This window comes from Pantoea sp. OXWO6B1, from assembly GCF_001641135.1.
Classification (GTDB): Bacteria; Pseudomonadota; Gammaproteobacteria; order Enterobacterales; family Enterobacteriaceae; genus Pantoea; species Pantoea allii.
Window position 1 is genome coordinate 3,422,358 of the sequence record NZ_LWLR01000001.1, and the last position, 17,842, is coordinate 3,440,199.

The 17,842-nt window shown below is 49.2% G+C and carries 15 protein-coding genes and 1 pseudogene; all 16 read right to left on the minus strand.

Features of this window, described 5'->3' with window-relative positions:
* Positions 1-5 precede the first annotated feature (5 nt).
* The 16 genes and pseudogenes from A6A26_RS26065 to A6A26_RS18225 all read right to left on the minus strand — a co-directional run bounded on the left by A6A26_RS26065 (position 6) and on the right by A6A26_RS18225 (position 17,839).
* Complete coding sequence (locus A6A26_RS26065) at positions 6-362, minus strand: hypothetical protein (RefSeq protein ID WP_253851901.1); 357 nt, start codon at positions 360-362, stop codon at positions 6-8.
* A gap of 13 nt (positions 363-375) precedes the next feature.
* Positions 376-639 (minus strand): hypothetical protein, encoded by a 264-nt coding sequence (locus A6A26_RS18160; protein ID WP_063880032.1) that lies wholly within the window; start codon positions 637-639, stop codon positions 376-378.
* Positions 640-716: 77 nt separating this feature from the next.
* Positions 717-1,202: pseudogene (locus A6A26_RS26070) on the minus strand (RHS repeat-associated core domain-containing protein); the annotation flags it as partial.
* Positions 1,203-1,688: 486 nt separating this feature from the next.
* Positions 1,689-2,162, minus strand: a complete 474-nt coding sequence (locus tag A6A26_RS18165) for a hypothetical protein (protein WP_063880033.1) — start codon at positions 2,160-2,162, stop codon at positions 1,689-1,691.
* Positions 2,159-6,547, minus strand: coding sequence for an RHS repeat-associated core domain-containing protein (locus tag A6A26_RS18170; RefSeq protein WP_063880034.1), 4,389 nt, complete (start codon positions 6,545-6,547; stop codon positions 2,159-2,161). The genes A6A26_RS18165 and A6A26_RS18170 overlap by 4 nt, the downstream gene beginning before the upstream one ends.
* A 3-nt stretch (positions 6,548-6,550) precedes the next feature.
* Positions 6,551-6,991 carry a DcrB-related protein gene (locus A6A26_RS18175; protein ID WP_063880035.1) on the minus strand — a complete coding sequence of 147 codons (441 nt, stop codon included), beginning with the start codon at positions 6,989-6,991 and terminating at the stop codon, positions 6,551-6,553.
* A gap of 12 nt (positions 6,992-7,003) precedes the next feature.
* Positions 7,004-7,819, minus strand: a complete 816-nt coding sequence (locus A6A26_RS18180; RefSeq protein WP_253851902.1) for a hypothetical protein — start codon at positions 7,817-7,819, stop codon at positions 7,004-7,006.
* Positions 7,820-7,945: 126 nt separating this feature from the next.
* Positions 7,946-8,467, minus strand: a complete 522-nt coding sequence (locus A6A26_RS18185) for a hypothetical protein (protein ID WP_253851903.1) — start codon at positions 8,465-8,467, stop codon at positions 7,946-7,948.
* Positions 8,442-11,006, minus strand: a complete 2,565-nt coding sequence (locus tag A6A26_RS18190; RefSeq protein ID WP_063880037.1) for a type VI secretion system Vgr family protein — start codon at positions 11,004-11,006, stop codon at positions 8,442-8,444. The genes A6A26_RS18185 and A6A26_RS18190 overlap by 26 nt, the downstream gene beginning before the upstream one ends.
* A gap of 45 nt (positions 11,007-11,051) precedes the next feature.
* Positions 11,052-11,444 (minus strand): DUF4150 domain-containing protein, encoded by a 393-nt coding sequence (locus A6A26_RS18195; RefSeq protein ID WP_063880038.1) that lies wholly within the window; start codon positions 11,442-11,444, stop codon positions 11,052-11,054.
* 9 nt (positions 11,445-11,453) lie between these two features.
* The gene (locus A6A26_RS18200; protein ID WP_063880039.1) at positions 11,454-12,059 is read right to left on the minus strand and encodes a DUF3540 domain-containing protein; all 606 of its coding nucleotides are present in this window, start codon (positions 12,057-12,059) and stop codon (positions 11,454-11,456) included.
* A 12-nt stretch (positions 12,060-12,071) separates the two neighbouring features.
* Positions 12,072-13,142 carry a pentapeptide repeat-containing protein gene (locus A6A26_RS18205; RefSeq protein WP_063880040.1) on the minus strand — a complete coding sequence of 357 codons (1,071 nt, stop codon included), beginning with the start codon at positions 13,140-13,142 and terminating at the stop codon, positions 12,072-12,074.
* The gene (locus A6A26_RS18210) at positions 13,139-15,679 is read right to left on the minus strand and encodes a DUF2169 family type VI secretion system accessory protein (RefSeq protein ID WP_063880041.1); all 2,541 of its coding nucleotides are present in this window, start codon (positions 15,677-15,679) and stop codon (positions 13,139-13,141) included. The genes A6A26_RS18205 and A6A26_RS18210 overlap by 4 nt, the downstream gene beginning before the upstream one ends.
* A 722-nt stretch (positions 15,680-16,401) precedes the next feature.
* Positions 16,402-16,728 (minus strand): DUF3592 domain-containing protein, encoded by a 327-nt coding sequence (locus A6A26_RS18215; protein WP_253851904.1) that lies wholly within the window; start codon positions 16,726-16,728, stop codon positions 16,402-16,404.
* Positions 16,729-16,881: 153 nt separating this feature from the next.
* A complete protein-coding gene (locus tag A6A26_RS18220; protein ID WP_253851905.1) occupies positions 16,882-17,268 on the minus strand; it encodes a hypothetical protein in 387 nt (128 codons plus the stop codon).
* A 190-nt stretch (positions 17,269-17,458) separates the two neighbouring features.
* Positions 17,459-17,839, minus strand: coding sequence for a hypothetical protein (locus A6A26_RS18225; protein WP_063880043.1), 381 nt, complete (start codon positions 17,837-17,839; stop codon positions 17,459-17,461).
* Positions 17,840-17,842 lie beyond the last annotated feature (3 nt).

A 17,842-nucleotide genomic window follows, 5' to 3' on the forward strand; every position in this document is an offset into this window, starting at 1 on the left:
ACAGCCTATGGAGTATTAATTCTTCTAATGTTTAAAATCCAACTCTGATCCCAGTCTCGAGGAAGGATTATTTGATCAGCTTTCCCAGCAAGTATTGCACCGGATTTTGTTACTTGAGGTGCAACCTCACCAATCTGTAATATAGTCCCCTTAGGTACCAATATTGTAGCTTCGTATTGTCTGGTATTTTTCCATTCTGGTAGCAATGCAGCATCAATCTTAGCTTGAATACGACTACCTGCACTTGTTGTAGAAACGAATGAACCACCTGCCTCAGCCTTCCCTCCATAAACTCTATATAAAACAACACCTTCCGTAGTGATGACGGTTTTGTAATCACTATTTGTAAATTCTGAGATCACTTCCGGCTATAATTTATTTTTCTTTATTTAACTTATTCTTAAATTCAGTAATAAGATCGGTCCATTCTTTATAAGTAATATTGTTAACATAATAATCCCCAAGCCATTTAGGATGACATCGTGATATTAAACTATCTATCGCCATCATTCTTAAAGGATCATTTTCATTCAACATTAATACTTTTATCATTAGATCTTCAATGTCATTAGCTTCATCAAGATAAGCAGATGAAGCCAATATATCACATATTTTTTTGCCAAGTTCTTCTAAATTCATAATGATTCTGTCGCTCCTGAATATCTAAAGCTGTCAGTCACTATTTGCAACTTATCACCGACTTTTTCTACTCCTCATTACAGCTGAGGCGCGACTTTACTTTCAAGAAAAACTTGAGGTCTTGTTAGGGCAACCTTATATTCATAATTTGCTGAGCTATTCGGTGGCAAAGCCAAGTTTGCATGTCTTGCCGCTGGGGCAGCACCTGCACTTCTTCTTGTGACATATGCTTGTGAGGCACTACTTGGTGTATGCTCTGTAATAGTGAATACATCTCCAGGCTTTACTCTGGATGTATAAACCTGGCCATTAAAACTATTAATAGTGTTATGCTGAACTTTCTTATTTAAGCCACAACTTCTAAATAGTTTTCTGGCTGAATTTCGTGTTATTGGTGTTTTATCTACTGAAAACCTACTCAACTCAAGCGGGTCAATCCACGTGAATGCATTCGGCGCGTACTGGTAAAGGTTAATCCCCCCAGCCAGCCCTATCGGGTCCTGCTGGGTAAACCGGCCACTGTCCGGGTCATAATAACGAAACAGATTGTAGTGCAGCCCGGTTAATTCGGCACCTGCGGTGCCTCACCCCTTGCGGCTATCGTTAAAATTAAATAATTTTGACAGTTACTGCTAAAAATAAAAGACTTTTTTATTATTTTCACTCCCTCCTTCTTAGGCAGACTATTCCCATAAGGATTTTATAATACATTATGAAAGAAATTATTATTTTCCCACATGCAACTTTTTATCCTTTCAACTTACATCATTCTTAATGTTATTCTTAAAAAACTGAAGATAATCTGTAAACTCATCACAAAAGAAAGCCCGATTTCTCAATACACTCATACTTCTTGACACCCCATCAAATACCCTGCTAAAAGCATGCAGGGCAAGATAATAAATATTAATTTGTGTGCCATCATTAATATGACACCAAAATAACTCCCACATCTTAATAATTATAAAACATGATGATTTTATTAGAATATCGTCTTTTTACAACCCTAAAAATATAATTAACAATAAAATAAAATTTAAAAAACCAGATCAATTCCATTCTATATATATACCGCATTCAAAAGTATTAGGGTTTGATTGAACCACTACATTACCCCATTGGAAGCGCCATATATACCCATAGGGAGGTTTTTTTATTTTACCATCATAGTTTTCAGGGTATTGATTTAAAGTCCATTCATATAGCCTTTTTTCTTCATCCTTCAATATATTTAAGTCAGCTTTTTTATTCCAATCGTGAAGATTTTGAAAATAATCACCACTTTTGCTAATAAGATAAACGCTACCTTTAAAAGAAAAAACTGCAGGTCTGAACTCTATAGCAAATGGTTCATTATGCCAGATAATTTCTTTAGCAAAAAAACAATATTTACCGACGCAGGTCAAATCTTTAGAGCATTGAAAAAAATGAGAATTAATAAACAAATCATAAGATTTAAGCTCTATCTCATTTTCATTCACCCGCAAAATTCCAGTATTTTCATCTAAAGTCATTTTTTTCATATATCTATTATTTTTCCTGGTTTCAGTTTAAGTCTTGCTTCTTCTGGGATATAGAATTGTAGCCCTCCACCTTTGCCGTACCGTGCGTTCGCCTCAGCACGTCCCGTAGCCACATATATATCCTCTGTAACATAATAAGCTCTTACCTGTGAACGCATAGGGAATGCTGGGTTTAACTTAATTTGCAGGGCTTCATGATAACCAAGTGGATCACCTTTATATTGCCTTACAGTGGGATGACTTACAGTATATGCTGGCAATTGATCTCCATTAGGATGGAGAGCATAGAGTATAGTCCCTTTTTTTATTACTTTATTAGTGTATACATCAATGCCTGGATAATCTCTATTATGTGGCCCCTGCCACTTAGTCGCTTCTTTAGAAGGATTTCTACACCTACTCAGTCCCCACGGATCCACCCATCCCAGCGCATTCGGCGCGTACTGGTAAAGGTTAATCCCGCCCGCCAGCCCTATCGGGTCCTGCTGGGTAAACCGGCCACTGTCCGGATCATAATAACGGAACAAATTATAGTGGAGCCCCGTTTCACGATCCAGGTACTGGCCCTGCATACGCAGGTTCTGCTCCACCACCGGAATTCGCTGATTAGACTCGCGCAGCAGTTTGCCCCATGGGCTGTTCACACCTTCCCAGGTTTTCTGCCCTTCAACGTCAGTCAGCCGTTCCGGCGTGCCGTTTGCCGCGCAGTGAAACCAGAATATCTCCGGGCTTTCCACGCCATCAATACGGGCCAAAGGCTCATAGCTCTGGCTGTCGCTGTAGACATAGGTAAGCGGAATGTCGTCGTGGATCTCCTGCAGCAGACGATAGCCTTCCCAGACAAAGCGTGTTGTGACGGCCCTGCCAGACGGCCTGCCCTGTAACAGTTGCTGGCTGGTTTTACTGATGCGTCGCCCCAGCGGATCGTAGCGGAAGCTCACCTTAGTGCGTGGCTTATTGCGGTCCCGCGGTTCGCTGATGACGTCCGTCAGGCGGTGCTCACCATCGTAACGGTAGCGCCAGCGGGTCTGGCCGTCATCCTTCCCGGTGGTACGGCCATGAATGTCGTACTGCCAACGGATACCGTTCAGCTCCGTGACACGGTTATGCATGATGTGGGAAGCAGTATGGCGATCCAGCGGGTTGCCTGCGCCATCCCAGCGCCACTGCTCATTACCCGGCTGTGCGCCTTCCTGAGACAGCAGCCGACCGGCGTTATCGTAGTTCCATAATGTCTGGCTGAACGGGTTATCGTCGCGCTCTTCACGGATCAGGTTGTTGCCGTAATCGAAGTCCCGCCGACGGGACCAGACGCGCGGCGCAGGGCGCTGTGCTTCCCCTTTGAAAACGTCACGACGGCGCAACCTGCCCAACCGGTCATACTCACTGCGCGTGGTCAGGCCGCCCTGCGTGCGGCTGAGTTCCCGATGCAGTGTGTCACGGGTAAACTCGGTGACCGGCAGGTTGTCCAGCGCGATGCTCAGTAAATGACCACTGCCGTAGTAAAGCTGTTTCAGGTTACGGCCATCCGGCAGGGTTAAGGCCGTGCAGTTGCCCAGCGCGTCGTAATCCCAGGCCAGTGCGCCCTGCTCCCCCTGCTCACCTACGATGCGGCCCAGCGCATCATACGTAAACGTAATCTCCTGCTCGGCCTGCTGGCTCCACGCGGTGTCAGACAGCGGCAGATGCTGCGACACTTTACCCAGTTGACCACCACCGCTGTAGTGATAGCGCGTCTGGCCTTCCGGCGTGGTCCGCGCCAGCAGTTGCCCTGCACGGCTCCAGTGGTAACGATGGGTAATGGACTGAGGATGTCCGGCGGCAAAGGTGCGTGATACCGTGCGGCCCGCGGCGTCATAATCGTATTTCGTGGCAACGCCATCCAGCCCGACCTGGGCCAGCAACAGGGAATCGGCACCCCACTCGAACTGATACTGCTCGCCGTTCTCGTTTTGCAGCGCCGTCAACCGGCCGCGGCTGTCCCAGCTGCGCTGAACCGTCTCACCCTGGGCATTACGGTTGGCGATTAAGCGTCCGACATTATCGTAGCGGAATTCACTACGTTTACCATCGGCTGACTCATGGGCCAGTGGCAGGCCGTTGTCGCTCCAGCGCAACCGCTCTTCCCAGCCCTCTGCCCGCTCCAGCAGAACAGGACGGCCCGCTGCATCATAGTGATACCGGGTTTCTTCACCATCCGGCGCAGTCACACAGCTGAGCCAGCCAAGGGGATGATAGCGGTAACGCGTCGTCAGTCCTGAACAGTCTGTTTCACGGATGACCTGGCCGGCATCATTGAATTCGCGACGATAGCTGTTACCCGCCGCGTCAGTTTCTTCGACAACCAGCCCAAACTCATCCCGTTTATAGAAGGTACTCTGCCCGAGCGCATCGACCACGCGCTCAAGGCCATGATGGGGATCGTAATAGTATTTCGTTGTGGCACCGTCTGCCCCTGCGACGACCGTCGGCAGAGAACGGTGTGACAGCCATTGCACCGCCTGCACACCGCCATCCGCATCTTTCTCTTCAACGCGGTTGCCCAGATCGTCATAGGTGAAGCTCACCGCGTTGCCCAGCGGATCGATACGACGCGTCAGGAGTTCGTTTTCATCCCACTCATAGCGCCACTTCTCGCCGCGCTCATCAATAAAGCAGGTGATGAGGCCTGCGGCATTCCAGTGGTGTTCGCGCTGTTGACCGTCATAGGTGGAAACGCGCGTGATACCGGCCTCTAAGTCGTAATGCATATGGCAGCCGTCGCCGGTATTGGTGCGGTTTTCAACGACGCGCCAGTGATCCAGTTTCTGCCAGCGATATTCGCTTTCCAGTCCGCCGGGCAGTTGATGCCAGACCATTAACCCGTCATCGTTGTAACGGAAGCGACGCGAGACAACGCCTGCGGCATCGGTGACGCTGGCAAGCTGGCCCTGTTCATTGTAGGTCCAGTGCGCTAATGGCCAGTGCTGATCACCATCAAAATGGCTGGCTGATGTCGGACGCCGTGTGTGCAGCCTGTCGTCGTAATGCAGGGTGACATCAATAGCCAGCGGCGCGTCATGAATACGCACCAGGCGAGCCTGCTCATCCCAGCCCATCTCCAGCGCATTGCCGTACTCATCGCTCAGAGAAGCCAGCCGCAGCACTTGCGGATCAGCGGCCGTACGTCTGTACAGACGCCATACCGCACCGTCGTCGTCGGCAATGGCGATATCACCCAATTCGTTGCGCCGTACCATCAGCCCTTCGCTGATGCTGTAGAGCACCTCTTTTTCACCGGGAACCGCAAAGCTCAGCTCGCGCCCGTTGTCATCAAACCAGGTCGCCTGATTGCCATCCAGCGTTAAATAGCTGTCAAACACCGTCGCCCAGCCAGAACCAAATAATCCGCTGCGCTGTGTCAGGCTGTTATAGCTACGCTGGAAACTAAGCGGGAAGCGGCCAGGAAGGGAGAAATCGCGCTCGGCATCATCATTAAGAACTTTGACGCCGGTGGAGGCATGAACCGGGAACAACGACGAAAAGGCTGCGTTAATCGCCATATCCGCCATCATCCCGCCCACGGCGCTCGCCAGCGCGCAGGGCATATTTTTCAGGATCTGGCTGGGGCGACCACGAATCAGGGAAAGGCCGATCATCATCACGGCCAGGCCTGGCACCTTGCCACTTTTAATTTCTCTTACTGTGACGGTTTCACCACCAATGATGACATTGGGAGAAACATCGTCACTCACCGTGGCATCACAGGTGGTTTTATCCTTTGCCCGCACCGCAGGCTGGCCATTGATAAAGACGCTTTTCGATCCCTGCGCCAGATATTGCGGTGCACTGTGCTTTTCACAGGCCACTTTGTCCTGCTCCAGCGGAGAGGTGCCAGCATCGGCAGAGGCGACCGTGGGTTGCCACATTGCACTGCCAAACTGCCCCACCGCAGAGAGCAGCATGCCGCCATAGTCTGCGAAACTCTTGGGCGATTGCGGTTCCGGTGGCGGCGTATCTCCAGGCGTAAGCATCCCGGCCGCGCGTGCAGCTAAAAGACCATTAACGTGAACATTCTCAGAGCCGCTAGCGATCACACCGGCTGGAGAAGGCGGGAATATCATGTCTCCCAGCCCATCGGCCGCTTTAGTGATGTCATCCGAAATGCCCGCAGCGTTCGCTAATACACCGCCAATAATGCCGCTGAGCAGACAGCTGGAACCAATGGCTGCCACGCCGGCCGCAGCCATTCCTGCACCCAGCAATGGTGCTGCTGCTGTTGCCGCCGCACCGACCGCAGCGCCGATCACGGCGTAGGCTGCGCCTTCAGCAACAATACTGGTGATATCAGCGAAAATACTGGAGTGAATGATCTCATCGCCCACACGGGCCGCACGGTTATCCATAGCTTATGCTTTCCGTGGGTTGTTCAGACTCAGGCTTTGTTTGAAGGCACTCCAGCGCTGGCCGTCTGCTTCATTGAAGGCGCGCATCGCGGAGAGGGTAAAAATCATTAAGATGTTGCTATCCGGAACCCGGGCCGCCAACTGTCGCTGCCACACGGCTTGTCCGTTACGATCGAATGCGGTTTCAACTTCTACCGCACGCAAAGCGTTATCCGCGCCAGCCGTAACCCGAACAAACTCAGTCTGCTGAATGTGACCCATCTGGCTGCGCAACGTGTCCCACTGACGTTGAAACTCTTTTTCCGCATCGCTGTCCTCAGGAATCACACCCCGGCTCACCACTAATGCCAGTCCGCTGGCGTCATCCCGCAAAATATTCATGGTGGTGTCCTGCCAGGCAGCAGGAAACAGCGCAAAAGCGCCCTCATTAAACTGATAATTCATAGGATGTCCGTTTTATTGATTGTTTGTGGCGGGTGGAACCAGGCTACGATAATCGCCATCAGCATTATCGGCATTTGTGAGTATCTGTGTGTTATCACGAGCAACTTTGATATCAAAAAGCCGGGGAGAAATATCCGGGTCCCCGCCGCAACTGACGTCGTGGTTATCTTCACGAACCGTAATGATGTAGAACGCCTTCTCACTGGTGTCATCCAGGTCGTATCTCAGACATTGATCATCAAGCGCGGTGAGGTGATAAGTATGAATCGCGTTCGTCGCTACGGCGATAGCCTGATCAGCGCTGACTTCATGTTGCTCTGCACTCATGGTGGTATTCAACATGATGTGACTGACTTTTTGCTGGTCAATTTCGAACATCAACTGCTTCTCACCCATCTTATAGATAAGCCAGTGCTGATTATCACTGTTGTCTTCTTTTCCGGGTCCATAGGCTTTCTGAACCTGTTCCATGCTATCGCCGACGATGATATTACGAGCCGTCGGCACGCTGGCACCGTCCAATAGGATCTCTGCCAGAATTGTATGGCTGTCGTTCCCAACCGCCGTCGCGCTGAATAACTCAAAGCCGTCATAGCTGTGTTGGTAATAGTTGTAGCGCTGCTCATTGATGTCCACTTCTCCGGCCACAACTGAACTCAGGGCTTTGCCTGCGCGTATGAAGCTTTGATTGCTCCATGCGTCGCCAGGCGTGAAGGCATAGTCGTTTAGCAGGACAGAGAAATCGTTATCGCTCAGTGGAGGCACCGTCTCTGTCGACAGAGTATTTGCCAGACTTAAAACAGGCGTGAATAAAAACGCCAGTGTCAAAAACAACCTGTTTAACGTCATATATTTTCTAATGAGAGAGGATTATTCGAGCCAGATCATCGCATACAAAGACAGCAATTACTGCCGAGCTTTGTACCAGAGCATCATTGTATGTAAGCAGCTAATTTACTCTTCCGTAGTAATAATCACCCTACTCAGGCAGTCCGGATTTTTAACCGTGAATGAAAAGGTGATAACCTGCCCGTTCGTATCAGGGGATGATGTATAGCTGGTAAGCTCATGTTCAGACTGACCACGTGGGTAATCCGTTAACCGGATCGCCTGATAGTGTTTTTTGATTTCATTCAGTGTGATGCATTTACCTTGTGGCGAAAAACTAAAAAAAGGTGCCATGCCGTCAGAGGTTTTACTCAGACGTAACTCAATATCATTGATCAACAAAGTATCTTTAAGCCTGACCTGATCAGCCCGGTAAAAATTGATATATTCATTCTGACTTTGTAATGTGAACGCCAGTGGGGCATTGTGGATATTTTGTACAGACAAACTTTTTACGTTGGAACGCATTTGCGCGACAAAGCTCCATATATCATTTGCTTGCATTTTTGCTTCCACTAATCCGTTTATTAAAAAAAAACCTGCCAGTAACATTATTGCTAGTTTACTTTGCCGGGTAATTTTTATCATACCAACCTCCATAATAATCCTCGTATAACTCATTGGTCGTGGAGGTCTTTTCACCCTTTCCGAATATACGCCCGATCTTCATCCTCGCGTCACTCTCAGTGATGTCCCCTTTTTGCAGAGAGTCGAAGATACCATTGTAATCCTTTTGGTTCGCAGCGTTGCCTGCTATACCAATGTCTCCGCCCTGATGGGCAATGATTTCACGCTGTACACGAATATTATTTAGTGTGGCAGCGCCTTCATCACTGAGTGTACTGTTCAGGTAACTATTCTTAGAACTCAGATCAATATTGGGTTTATAAAGAGCATGTCCACTCTCATGTGACAGCGACTGTACGACGTTAGCGGCGTTATTCATCTGGCTTTTATCGACTGTGATGATACGGCCCTGACGATCCGCTGAAGTCCCCTTACCGGCCTCACCTTCTTTAAACACCCATCCACGCTTTTTCAGCGTGGTGATATCCTGTTTCATGGTAGGTGATTTCTCAACCAAATTGTCGACATCTTTGCCATAACCGCTAAAAGATGGGGTTTGAACGCCAGAAGGATTAGCTACATTGTTTGAAGCGTCAGCAGGTGCGCTTGCCAGCGCACCTGCCCTTTCAGGCTTTCCCGGCGTAAATTTCTCCTGAACAGCCGCGCTGATATCGCCTTTATGCCCCGCTCCTGGCGCAGAGGTTCCCGGTTGCGCCCCTTCGGTGTTCAGATTCAGTTTTCCACCCGTGGTAATATTGCCGTCCTTCTCCACGAAGAAATTGAAATCTTTGCCGATCAGATTGATAGTGCCATTGGCGTTCAGTTCGATGGCACTTTCACCCGACACAAGACGTAGCTGAGTTCCCGACGCCAGAACATACTTTTCGACTACGGCATCAACTTTACCTTTACCGGTCAGAATTTCGGTATCGCCTTTAACAGCCTGAATCTGATTCACTTCGACACGATGCAGCTCGCTTTTCGCTACATAGTGGCTCCGTTCCCCACCCACACTATGCGTTTCATCATTTTTGACATTGGTATCCATGTTCTTCTGCGCCTGGATCCACAAATGCTCCTCGCCCGCCTTATCCTCAAAGCGTAATGCATTCGCGGTATCCGCAGTGCCGTCTTTCGAGCGACTCAGAAAGCCCATTTGTGTGGCGGCAGCCGGTAGTGCCCATGGCGGCATACTGGCTTCGTTATAAACACGGCCAATGATCAACGGACGGTCTGGATCGCCGTTGATGAAGTCCACGACAACCTCATCGTTGACGCGCGGGATCTGCACCCCGCCGAAGCCCTGGCCCGCCCAGGCGCTTGACACCCGCACCCAGCACGAACTCGTGTCGTCCCCTTTCGCCAGACGGTCCCAGTGGAACTTCACCTTCACCCGGCCGTATTTGTCCGTCCAGATGCTCTCGCCTTTCGGTCCCACCACCTTCGCCGTCTGCGGGCCGTGCGTCTTCGGCCACGGCGTGTCCGGCTTCGCACGGTACGTCACCGCCGCCGGCAGCACCGTGAAGTCAATGTTGTGCCGCGTGGTGCCCACGTCGCCGCTGGCGTAGCTGTTCTCTTCAAAGTCGTAGTGCGCCGACGTCACCAGGTATTTGCCGTTGTCGCTGAAGTGCGGCGCGTTCAGCAGCGAAAAAGTGTACCCCGGCGCGATGCCCGTCGCCGTGCCGCTCCCGCTCACCATGTGGTGCTCCACCTGCCACACCTCCTGGCGGATGCGCGCGTAGTATTCGCCGTGACCGTGCTCCACGAAGCGACCCGGCCAGTCGTACACGTCCACCGAACCCGGGGTCGGCGACACCGGGTTCTGCCGCGCCTGCAGCATCCACGCGTTCGGCTTGCGGAAGTCGTAGTCGTCCGTGCTGTACATCCCCGGCGTCACGCTTTCCGACAGCGCCCACTGGCTCACGCCCTCTTCCGTCACGCTGCCGCCCGACGGCGTCACGTGGTAGGCTATCGTTTCGTAGCCCGGGAACGCCTGATGCTGGTCCGGCGCGTCGCACAGCACCAGCGTGTGCTTGTCCGCCTCGTGACGGAAGAAGTAGTACATCCCCTCCAGCTCCATCAGCCGGCTGATAAAGTCGAAGCTGCTCTCCTGATACTGCACGCAGTATTCCCACACCCGGTAGCTTCCCGCCAGGCGCGTCTCCACGTTTACCCCGTACTCCTTCAGCAGCGTCTGCACGATCTGCGGCACCGTCTGGCTCTGGAAGATGCGCAGGTTGCGGTCGCGCTTCATCGGCCACAGATCCGACTCCACCGTCAGCCCGTACACCGCGTAACGCACGCCGCCCAGCTCCTCGCTGCGTACGCCTATCTGAGTAATTTTGCCGTTGATGTAGCGCGGATTCACCGCGCTCATCAGGCCGTCCGTCGGCAGCGTGAACGTGACCGGCTTGCCCAGCAGCGACTGACGATCAATGCGCGCGTCGGTGGAGAGCAGTTCCGCTTGCAGCACGAACGACTGGGACAGCGCTTCGCTGCCGCTCAGACGTCGGAACAGCAGTCCTTGTGCGGGTAACTGGACTGTAATGCGTGAAAACATAAAATTCATCCCTGTCAGAAAAGGGTTGGTAAAAAGGGGTACGCGTTAAGGCGCAAGCATCAATACTTTGAACTGGCTGGGAACAATACGCATACCAATCGCATTCGTTGAATTTTGCAGACTCATGCTCGTCAACCGCGTTGCCGGCGTGCCTTTCAATAACACCGTGAATGAACCGGTAAGATGACGCGAGGGTCCCATGACCGTTCCCGATGCCACACCGGTTGCGACGCCTGGGTTATCACCGTTAGTAAGTGGCGTTACGGTTGCCATATTATGCGCAGGCATTCCCATAAATAGTATATTTAGCGCATTTGGGATTGCCGTTGGCCCCAACGCGATATCTGGATAGGGAACAGGCACCGGTGCGGGCGTCGGCGTCAGGCACACATCCGGGAAAGCCAGATCCACACCAAAAAGCTGACAATTTGCAAACATGTTTACTCCTTAACCCATATGAATCTGTTCGGAATCCACTTTGGTTATCGCTTTCGAGGTGATTACCGTATTGTGAGCATGCAAACGTGCGTAATCTTCCGCTTTCATATCAAGTTGCCCAGCACGAACTTGTTCGGTGTTGTATGTGGTACGCAGCAGGTTATGGCTAATCTGGGTGATGGTCTGCCACACGGATTCTGCTCGTTTTCCAACGATGTGTGAAAGACTGATCCATGCCGACAGCTTGTCACCACTGTAATTCATCTCGTTGATATGGCAATCACCCTGTTCAGCGCTAACGCGCAGAGCGGCACTGCTTAAACTCAGCTCACCCACACTGTTGATATGCAAATCGCCAGGTATGCTGAGTTCCGCCTTTTGCGGATCGGCACGCTCCAGCACAGCCAGTAGCCAGATCTGATTTTCGACACTGGTGATTAAAACTGTGTCACCGGTTTGCGGCACAATCACGCAACTTGCAGCACGGCGACAATGCCAGCCTCGGCCTTCACACTCAACAGTCAGGCTGCCATCGGCGAAGCTGTGCGTGACAACGCCAGCCGCCTGCACTGGAGGTAAAATGGCTTTTGCCAGCGTATGATTGACACTATTCATTGCTTGATCTCCTCAACTGCGGCTCTGGCGCTGTGCGCTCCATGCTTCAGCTGCCAGTAATTCTTCATCAAATTCAATAATGCCCTGACGACCAGAGAATTGCGCATTCTCCTGGCGCGCCCGATGCATGCGCGTTCGGGAAAAGGTAGCACCGCGTAAATCTGCCTTGCATATATCTGCGCCGGTAAAATCGCTGTACGTCAAATCGCAACGAATGAATAACGCCTGAGAGGCCTTTACCTGCTGCAGGATGCTTTGGAAAAAACGGCTGCCCGTAAAATCTGTATGCTCCATGATTGCACCGACAAAAATAGCCTGATCGAAAAGGCTCCCTTTGCACTGTGCTCCAGTGAGGTCTGCTTCCATGAACAGTGCCTGGCTGGCGTTCACCTGATTAAGCTGAGCGCCTTTAAGCGAAGCGCCTTTAAAATTACATTGTGAAAGTTGAGCACCATTGAACTGTGCTTCATCAAGCGCGCAGTCCATGAACTGGCAGCCAATAAAACGTTGCTGTGCATAATTCTTTTCACGTTGATCGCACTTAAAAAATACCGTGCGTTCAAATGCACCTGCGCTCATGACGGTCTGACGTAAATCAATACCGTAAAAAGTCGTGAGCAAACTTTTACAGCCATTGAAGCGGCACTCATTCAGCGGTGATTCAAAAAACAGACTGCGGTCAAGCTCCACCTGGGTGAAATCGCTGTGGTTAAGCGGACATTTCATAAACTGCGTGGTAAACAAACGACTGTGCGTAAAATCGCTACCCGTGAGTTCACACTCGTTAAACATAGTTTCGTTAAGACGCGTTTCTCTGACAGTCAATCCAGACATTTCGCACTGGTTAAACACTGTCCGATCAAGCTTCGCATTACCCAGGTCGGATTGAGACAGCTGGCATTCGGTGAAAACGGCTTCCTGAAGATTGGCACCCGTAAAGTTGGATCGGGTCAGTGAAACATTTTGGAATATACCACCTGAAAGATCGCATCCGCGTAAATCCAGTTCATCCAGTTTCACATCACTGATCAGATGGCCTTGTTTGATTCGCTGCTGTAAATCAGTGGCGCTAAGCGTGGTCATACAATTTCTCCATCACGCTTCGGTAACGTTTTAATTCGTTTGGTCCAGGCGCCATCGATCTGAGTGGTGTTGCTGGTAAATGCCTGTGAAAGATCGGCACGAAACAGATTAGCGCCTGGGAAACGAGCACCACCCAACTGACTTTTTTGCAGTATCGCCCCCATCAGATTGGCATCAGTGAAGTTTGCTTCCCGAAAATCGGTGCGCACAAACAGGCTATCTGCCAGGTTCGCACGCTGGAAATTCGCACACTGGCAGACAGCCTCACTCAGGTCACTGTTCTCCAGTTTCGCCAGGGTAAAATCTGCACCATTGAGTGGAGTCTGGCGCAGATTACTTTGTCGCAGCGTGGCGTGGGTAAAATCTGCGCCATTGAGGGAACTCCCGGAAGCGACCGCGCAGGTCAACCAGGTTGATCCGCTGAAACTGGCCCCATCTGCCTGGGTTTCAACCCATGAGCAGCTATCTAATTCAGCGCGGTTAAATATGGCTTGTGCAAGCGTGGATTTTAAAAACGTCGTTTTGCTGAGCTTCGCCTCTGTAAAGTCGAGGCCTGGAAGGCTGAGTTCCATAAACACGCAAGACGCCATAATAGCGCGCTGAAAATGGCATTGGGTAAACCAGGTTTCCCGGAACAACAATTCACTGAAAGTCGCTTCATTAAACGTACACTCATCGAAAAGCGTTTCTTGCAACTGCGTATCTTTAAAGTGTGCGCCGGAAAAATCACTTTGACAGCACTGTGCCAGGGCAAAACTCGCGTTTTCAAAATTACAACCGCGCAGGGAAGCATGATGCAGTTCGGTGCGCGCCAGCATCGCACTCTGAAAATTGGCACCGTCCAGTTGGCAGTGACTTAAATCGGCGCATTCCAGCAGCGTCTTACTAAAGTCGGCTCCCCGAAGATCCATACCAGAAAAGTCAGCGCCGGTAAGATCCATACCGCTAAAGTTGCCGCCCTGTGCCAGCGTTCGTTCCGCGCGTTGACGAATTATCAGTGCCAGATCGCCTTTCAGACGCAGCGCTGGTGGCTGGCTTTTAACAGACATGAGATACATTTGATGGAGAGCATCACGCATCTGTGCCAGTGTCTTCTCACTCAGGCTATCCTTGTTGCGCTGCAGCATTTCTTGCATACGGAACAGTGTTTCCGGACCGCGTGGCTGATGCTCGTCACTTTCGCTTTGCGGATAACGGGCCTCTATCTCGCGCTTACGTTGCTCTGCCCGCGCTTTCATCTCGTCGGCCTGGCGGTTCATCTTTTCGATAAATTCCGGCAAGTCTTCCAGTTTGGGTAGCCCGGGTTCATCGGGTTCGTTAAGCAAGTCACCCACATCCCCGCCGGATGCCTCAATACGCGCACGATGCTGCTCTCGGAGATGTTTTGCTCGCGTTTGCATGTTATCCCGCATCGGACTGGGGGTTTGCTCGACCTGATTATCAATCCAGGGCCCAATGGTTTCATCAGGGATAAGATCTTTTTCGCGAAATGAAAACAGCGCGCCGTTTTCTTTATCCAAGCGTTGCGTGAGCACCTTACGATAGTGATTAACTGAGCGTGGTGCTCCCCGTTTTTCCAACGCGGGCATCAACTGTAAGACATCAGCCGCGTCATCTTCATTGATGCGCGTGTTCCCTTGCCATAACAGAACCATTTGCTCCAGATGAGGAAAGAACCATACCGTGGTTGCGCGCAGTGCAATTTCCTCAAACAGTGTTTCATCTTCGCGCTGACGATTAATAAAGCAGCGTGCCTGCCAGAGAGGAAGTTTGCCCTCCTGCATCGGCTTTTGCGGATGCATATTCCAGATTCGCCAGGCGGCTTGCTCAGGTAAGGTATCGCGATCTGCCCACCATTGATCAGGACTGGCAGCATTAAAGACTTTCCAGTCGATATCGCGCGCAAAACCGGGAAAATCATTTTGTAACCAGCTGGAATCGTATTTTTTTCCCATACGACTAAAACGTCGTGGCCAGCTAATATCCAGCGGGCCAAACCCCGCAGGCTCTGGCTTTTGTTTAGGCTGCGTAAGACGTCCGCTCATCGCTTCGATGTTAGGTAAGCGGACGAACTCATGGCCCTGATGCACCTCGGGGTGAATGCCAATTCCATAAGGATTGTCATCATGGCCTTCACCGCCAAAAGCGCGACTCCAGTCAAGCCGCATCTGTTCAAAGGGCTGCGGCGCTGTGATGTTATTTCCAACCCAGTAGCGATCGCCAAATACCGCCAGCGACTTGCTTAGCGTATCGACTTCAATCTTTGCCGCGCAGGCGGTTTTATCGCTTTGATGATGCGTGTAGGCATGGCCGGTCGCCAGAAATTCGGCGCACACTTTTGGCATGGCTAAATCGAGAACGCCGCCGCTGGTCTGTAACTCGCTGGCAGCCAGTTGCCAAAGCTCCATTTCCGGGCGGAGCTTCGGGTTATCACTCATATCGGCTAACGCCAGCACGGTGACGCCAAGATGGTTTTTACCCTGCCAGCGAAAAGGACGATTAAGTACGCTCAGGCGGAGAGGTTTAATAATTTTCATGCCTGGGTTTCCTTTGTGTATAGCATTTAAAACAGAGACAAGGCGTCTCCCAGTCTGGGAGACAGTCAAATAAATACGATGAGAGGGCAGTCAAAAAAAAGACAACTAAATACTTCTTTTTCTCTGTTGGACCGACGATATACAGTTTGACAATGTCAGGCTGCTTTTAGTCATAAATCATGCTAATTTCATTACCGACTTTGTACAGCGATTCATCTTCCGCCCAATAACGCTTTTTCCCTTACTGTTGTGTACCTAAACTGGAAGGGTTTAAAAACGCACCTTAAGATAAATATTCTTAACACGCGCTAGAGGAATCGGTTTTTTGCCCTCCGAACATCATGAAGAACACGCTCGCCTGTAATAAAATAAAAAGCAAATAAAATTTGAAAGCACTTCATATTAAATCAATTTACCACCAACAAGAAATTATAACTTACTTATAAAACACCCTGCCTTTTTAACCCTTAAAACATTAGATTAAAGAAATAAGCATGAATTCAAATTGACTTGACAGCGTGTTTATTATGCATTCACCGACAATTGAAAGATCAAAGCCATAAATAAAATACCAAAAGAACCAATGTGCTAATATACCAGCAACTGGCATTATATCATTCCATAGTTCACGACCACTATTAATGGCATAGCATTGAAACAGAGACAGAAACCCACCATCTCCTTTCGAGAGACTTTTTATCTGTGCAGCTATCGGACAGGGGTTATCTCTCCAAAATGAGAGGCTTATCATACAGAGCAATACACTTGGGATTTTTAGCATCATATTTTATTGTTGTACACCGCCCTGCTTTATACCTTTCAACTTCTTCAAACGTTAACTCTCGTAAAACACTGGCCTCAATCTCTTTACTGTCCAAAGTTACATATTTAAAGCTAATTTTATATACAGGTTTACCACCACTCCAAACCGTAGTTTGCTGTGCAGCAATAATATCTGCATTTACCAAAATTCCCGTCTTAATAATATGAGCCTGAACAAAACCGCTTTTTATAAGCGGCCAAAACTCAATGGAAAAAACTTTAGCCATACGAAAAAAACAATGACAGCTACGGCTGCAGCAAAAATTAACCATCCCTTATCTAATGTACTCATAACAACCTCTAAAGCATATATTTACCTTCGAGCACAGCTAATCATCTTACGAAGGATATTCTTTTATGCCCTTAGAATCACAGGGAAACTATAAATATTCAAGATTGACCACGGCCATTTTAGGCGGTTCATCGCGACTGTATTTTACAGAAATTTTAACCCCCTCTCTTATTTTATGTATTTGACTGAAGTTTAAGACACACATGGCATCATATCTTTTTTTGACACCATTGATGGTAGCAATAAAATAAAAAGTATAAAAAAAATCATCACCGTATCGGACATCATTTTGATACCAACTTTCTGCATTTACGGTGATAACCTCTCCTGACCAATTATCACGACTAATCCAGTTTTTGATGCCTTTCAATTGTGATTTATCAGGCTTTAACATAGACAGTGCAAGCCCAGTTACACAAACAGTAATGATCACACCAATTAAAAAAGGCACTTCGGTTAAAAAAGTCATATTCATAATCTACTTGGTTCAACCACTATAACATTAACCGGGATAGAAATTTGTTATCTACGAGAAGCAATTAACACCAATACAATTCTTACGACAAAAATAAGGCAACCATGCATAAAAAGCAGTTGCCGATTGCTTTTCATGCACGTTCAGGTAAAGCTTCAAAGAAAACTATAAGGATAAAAGCCCAACTTGATTAGTTGATCTTTATTGGCTTCCCACTTCCATCTTTAACAAAGATGATGGAATTTGTTTTTGAATCGAGCTTACCATCATACATATCGCCAACTTGATATTTATCAAGCGCAATAAGCAATACTGTTTCTTCGTGTTTTTCGACTAACCAACTTTTTCCATGCGAGTCTGTTACTCTCAAACTCATTTCCACCACTGGATTGTTATTAAGAAAAAGACCGTTCTGCTTCATCGACAGTATAGTTATCTGCACATCACTGCCATTCTCAATAATAGTTTGTTCGCGCTGCTGTGAGCCTCGCACTATCTTATTCGCAAAATAATAACATGCAAAAATAACCAGAATAGTTAAAACAATATTCACAATACCTGATATCGACATAAA

Excerpts from the sequence above, each read along its gene's own strand:
- A6A26_RS18185 (WP_253851903.1), bottom strand. The coding sequence starts at position 8,467 with ATGATAAAAATTACCCGGCAAAGTAAACTAGCAATAATGTTACTGGCA.
- A6A26_RS18220 (WP_253851905.1), bottom strand. The coding sequence starts at position 17,268 with ATGAATATGACTTTTTTAACCGAAGTGCCTTTTTTAATTGGTGTGATC.
- A6A26_RS18160 (WP_063880032.1), bottom strand. The coding sequence starts at position 639 with ATGAATTTAGAAGAACTTGGCAAAAAAATATGTGATATATTGGCTTCA.
- A6A26_RS18225 (WP_063880043.1), bottom strand. The coding sequence starts at position 17,839 with ATGTCGATATCAGGTATTGTGAATATTGTTTTAACTATTCTGGTTATT.
- A6A26_RS18190 (WP_063880037.1), bottom strand. The coding sequence starts at position 11,006 with ATGTTTTCACGCATTACAGTCCAGTTACCCGCACAAGGACTGCTGTTC.
- A6A26_RS18200 (WP_063880039.1), bottom strand. The coding sequence starts at position 12,059 with ATGAATAGTGTCAATCATACGCTGGCAAAAGCCATTTTACCTCCAGTG.
- A6A26_RS18215 (WP_253851904.1), bottom strand. The coding sequence starts at position 16,728 with ATGGCTAAAGTTTTTTCCATTGAGTTTTGGCCGCTTATAAAAAGCGGT.
- A6A26_RS18170 (WP_063880034.1), bottom strand. The coding sequence starts at position 6,547 with ATGGATAACCGTGCGGCCCGTGTGGGCGATGAGATCATTCACTCCAGT.
- A6A26_RS18210 (WP_063880041.1), bottom strand. The coding sequence starts at position 15,679 with ATGAAAATTATTAAACCTCTCCGCCTGAGCGTACTTAATCGTCCTTTT.
- A6A26_RS18165 (WP_063880033.1), bottom strand. The coding sequence starts at position 2,162 with ATGAAAAAAATGACTTTAGATGAAAATACTGGAATTTTGCGGGTGAAT.
- A6A26_RS18205 (WP_063880040.1), bottom strand. The coding sequence starts at position 13,142 with ATGACCACGCTTAGCGCCACTGATTTACAGCAGCGAATCAAACAAGGC.
- A6A26_RS18175 (WP_063880035.1), bottom strand. The coding sequence starts at position 6,991 with ATGAATTATCAGTTTAATGAGGGCGCTTTTGCGCTGTTTCCTGCTGCC.
- A6A26_RS18195 (WP_063880038.1), bottom strand. The coding sequence starts at position 11,444 with ATGTTTGCAAATTGTCAGCTTTTTGGTGTGGATCTGGCTTTCCCGGAT.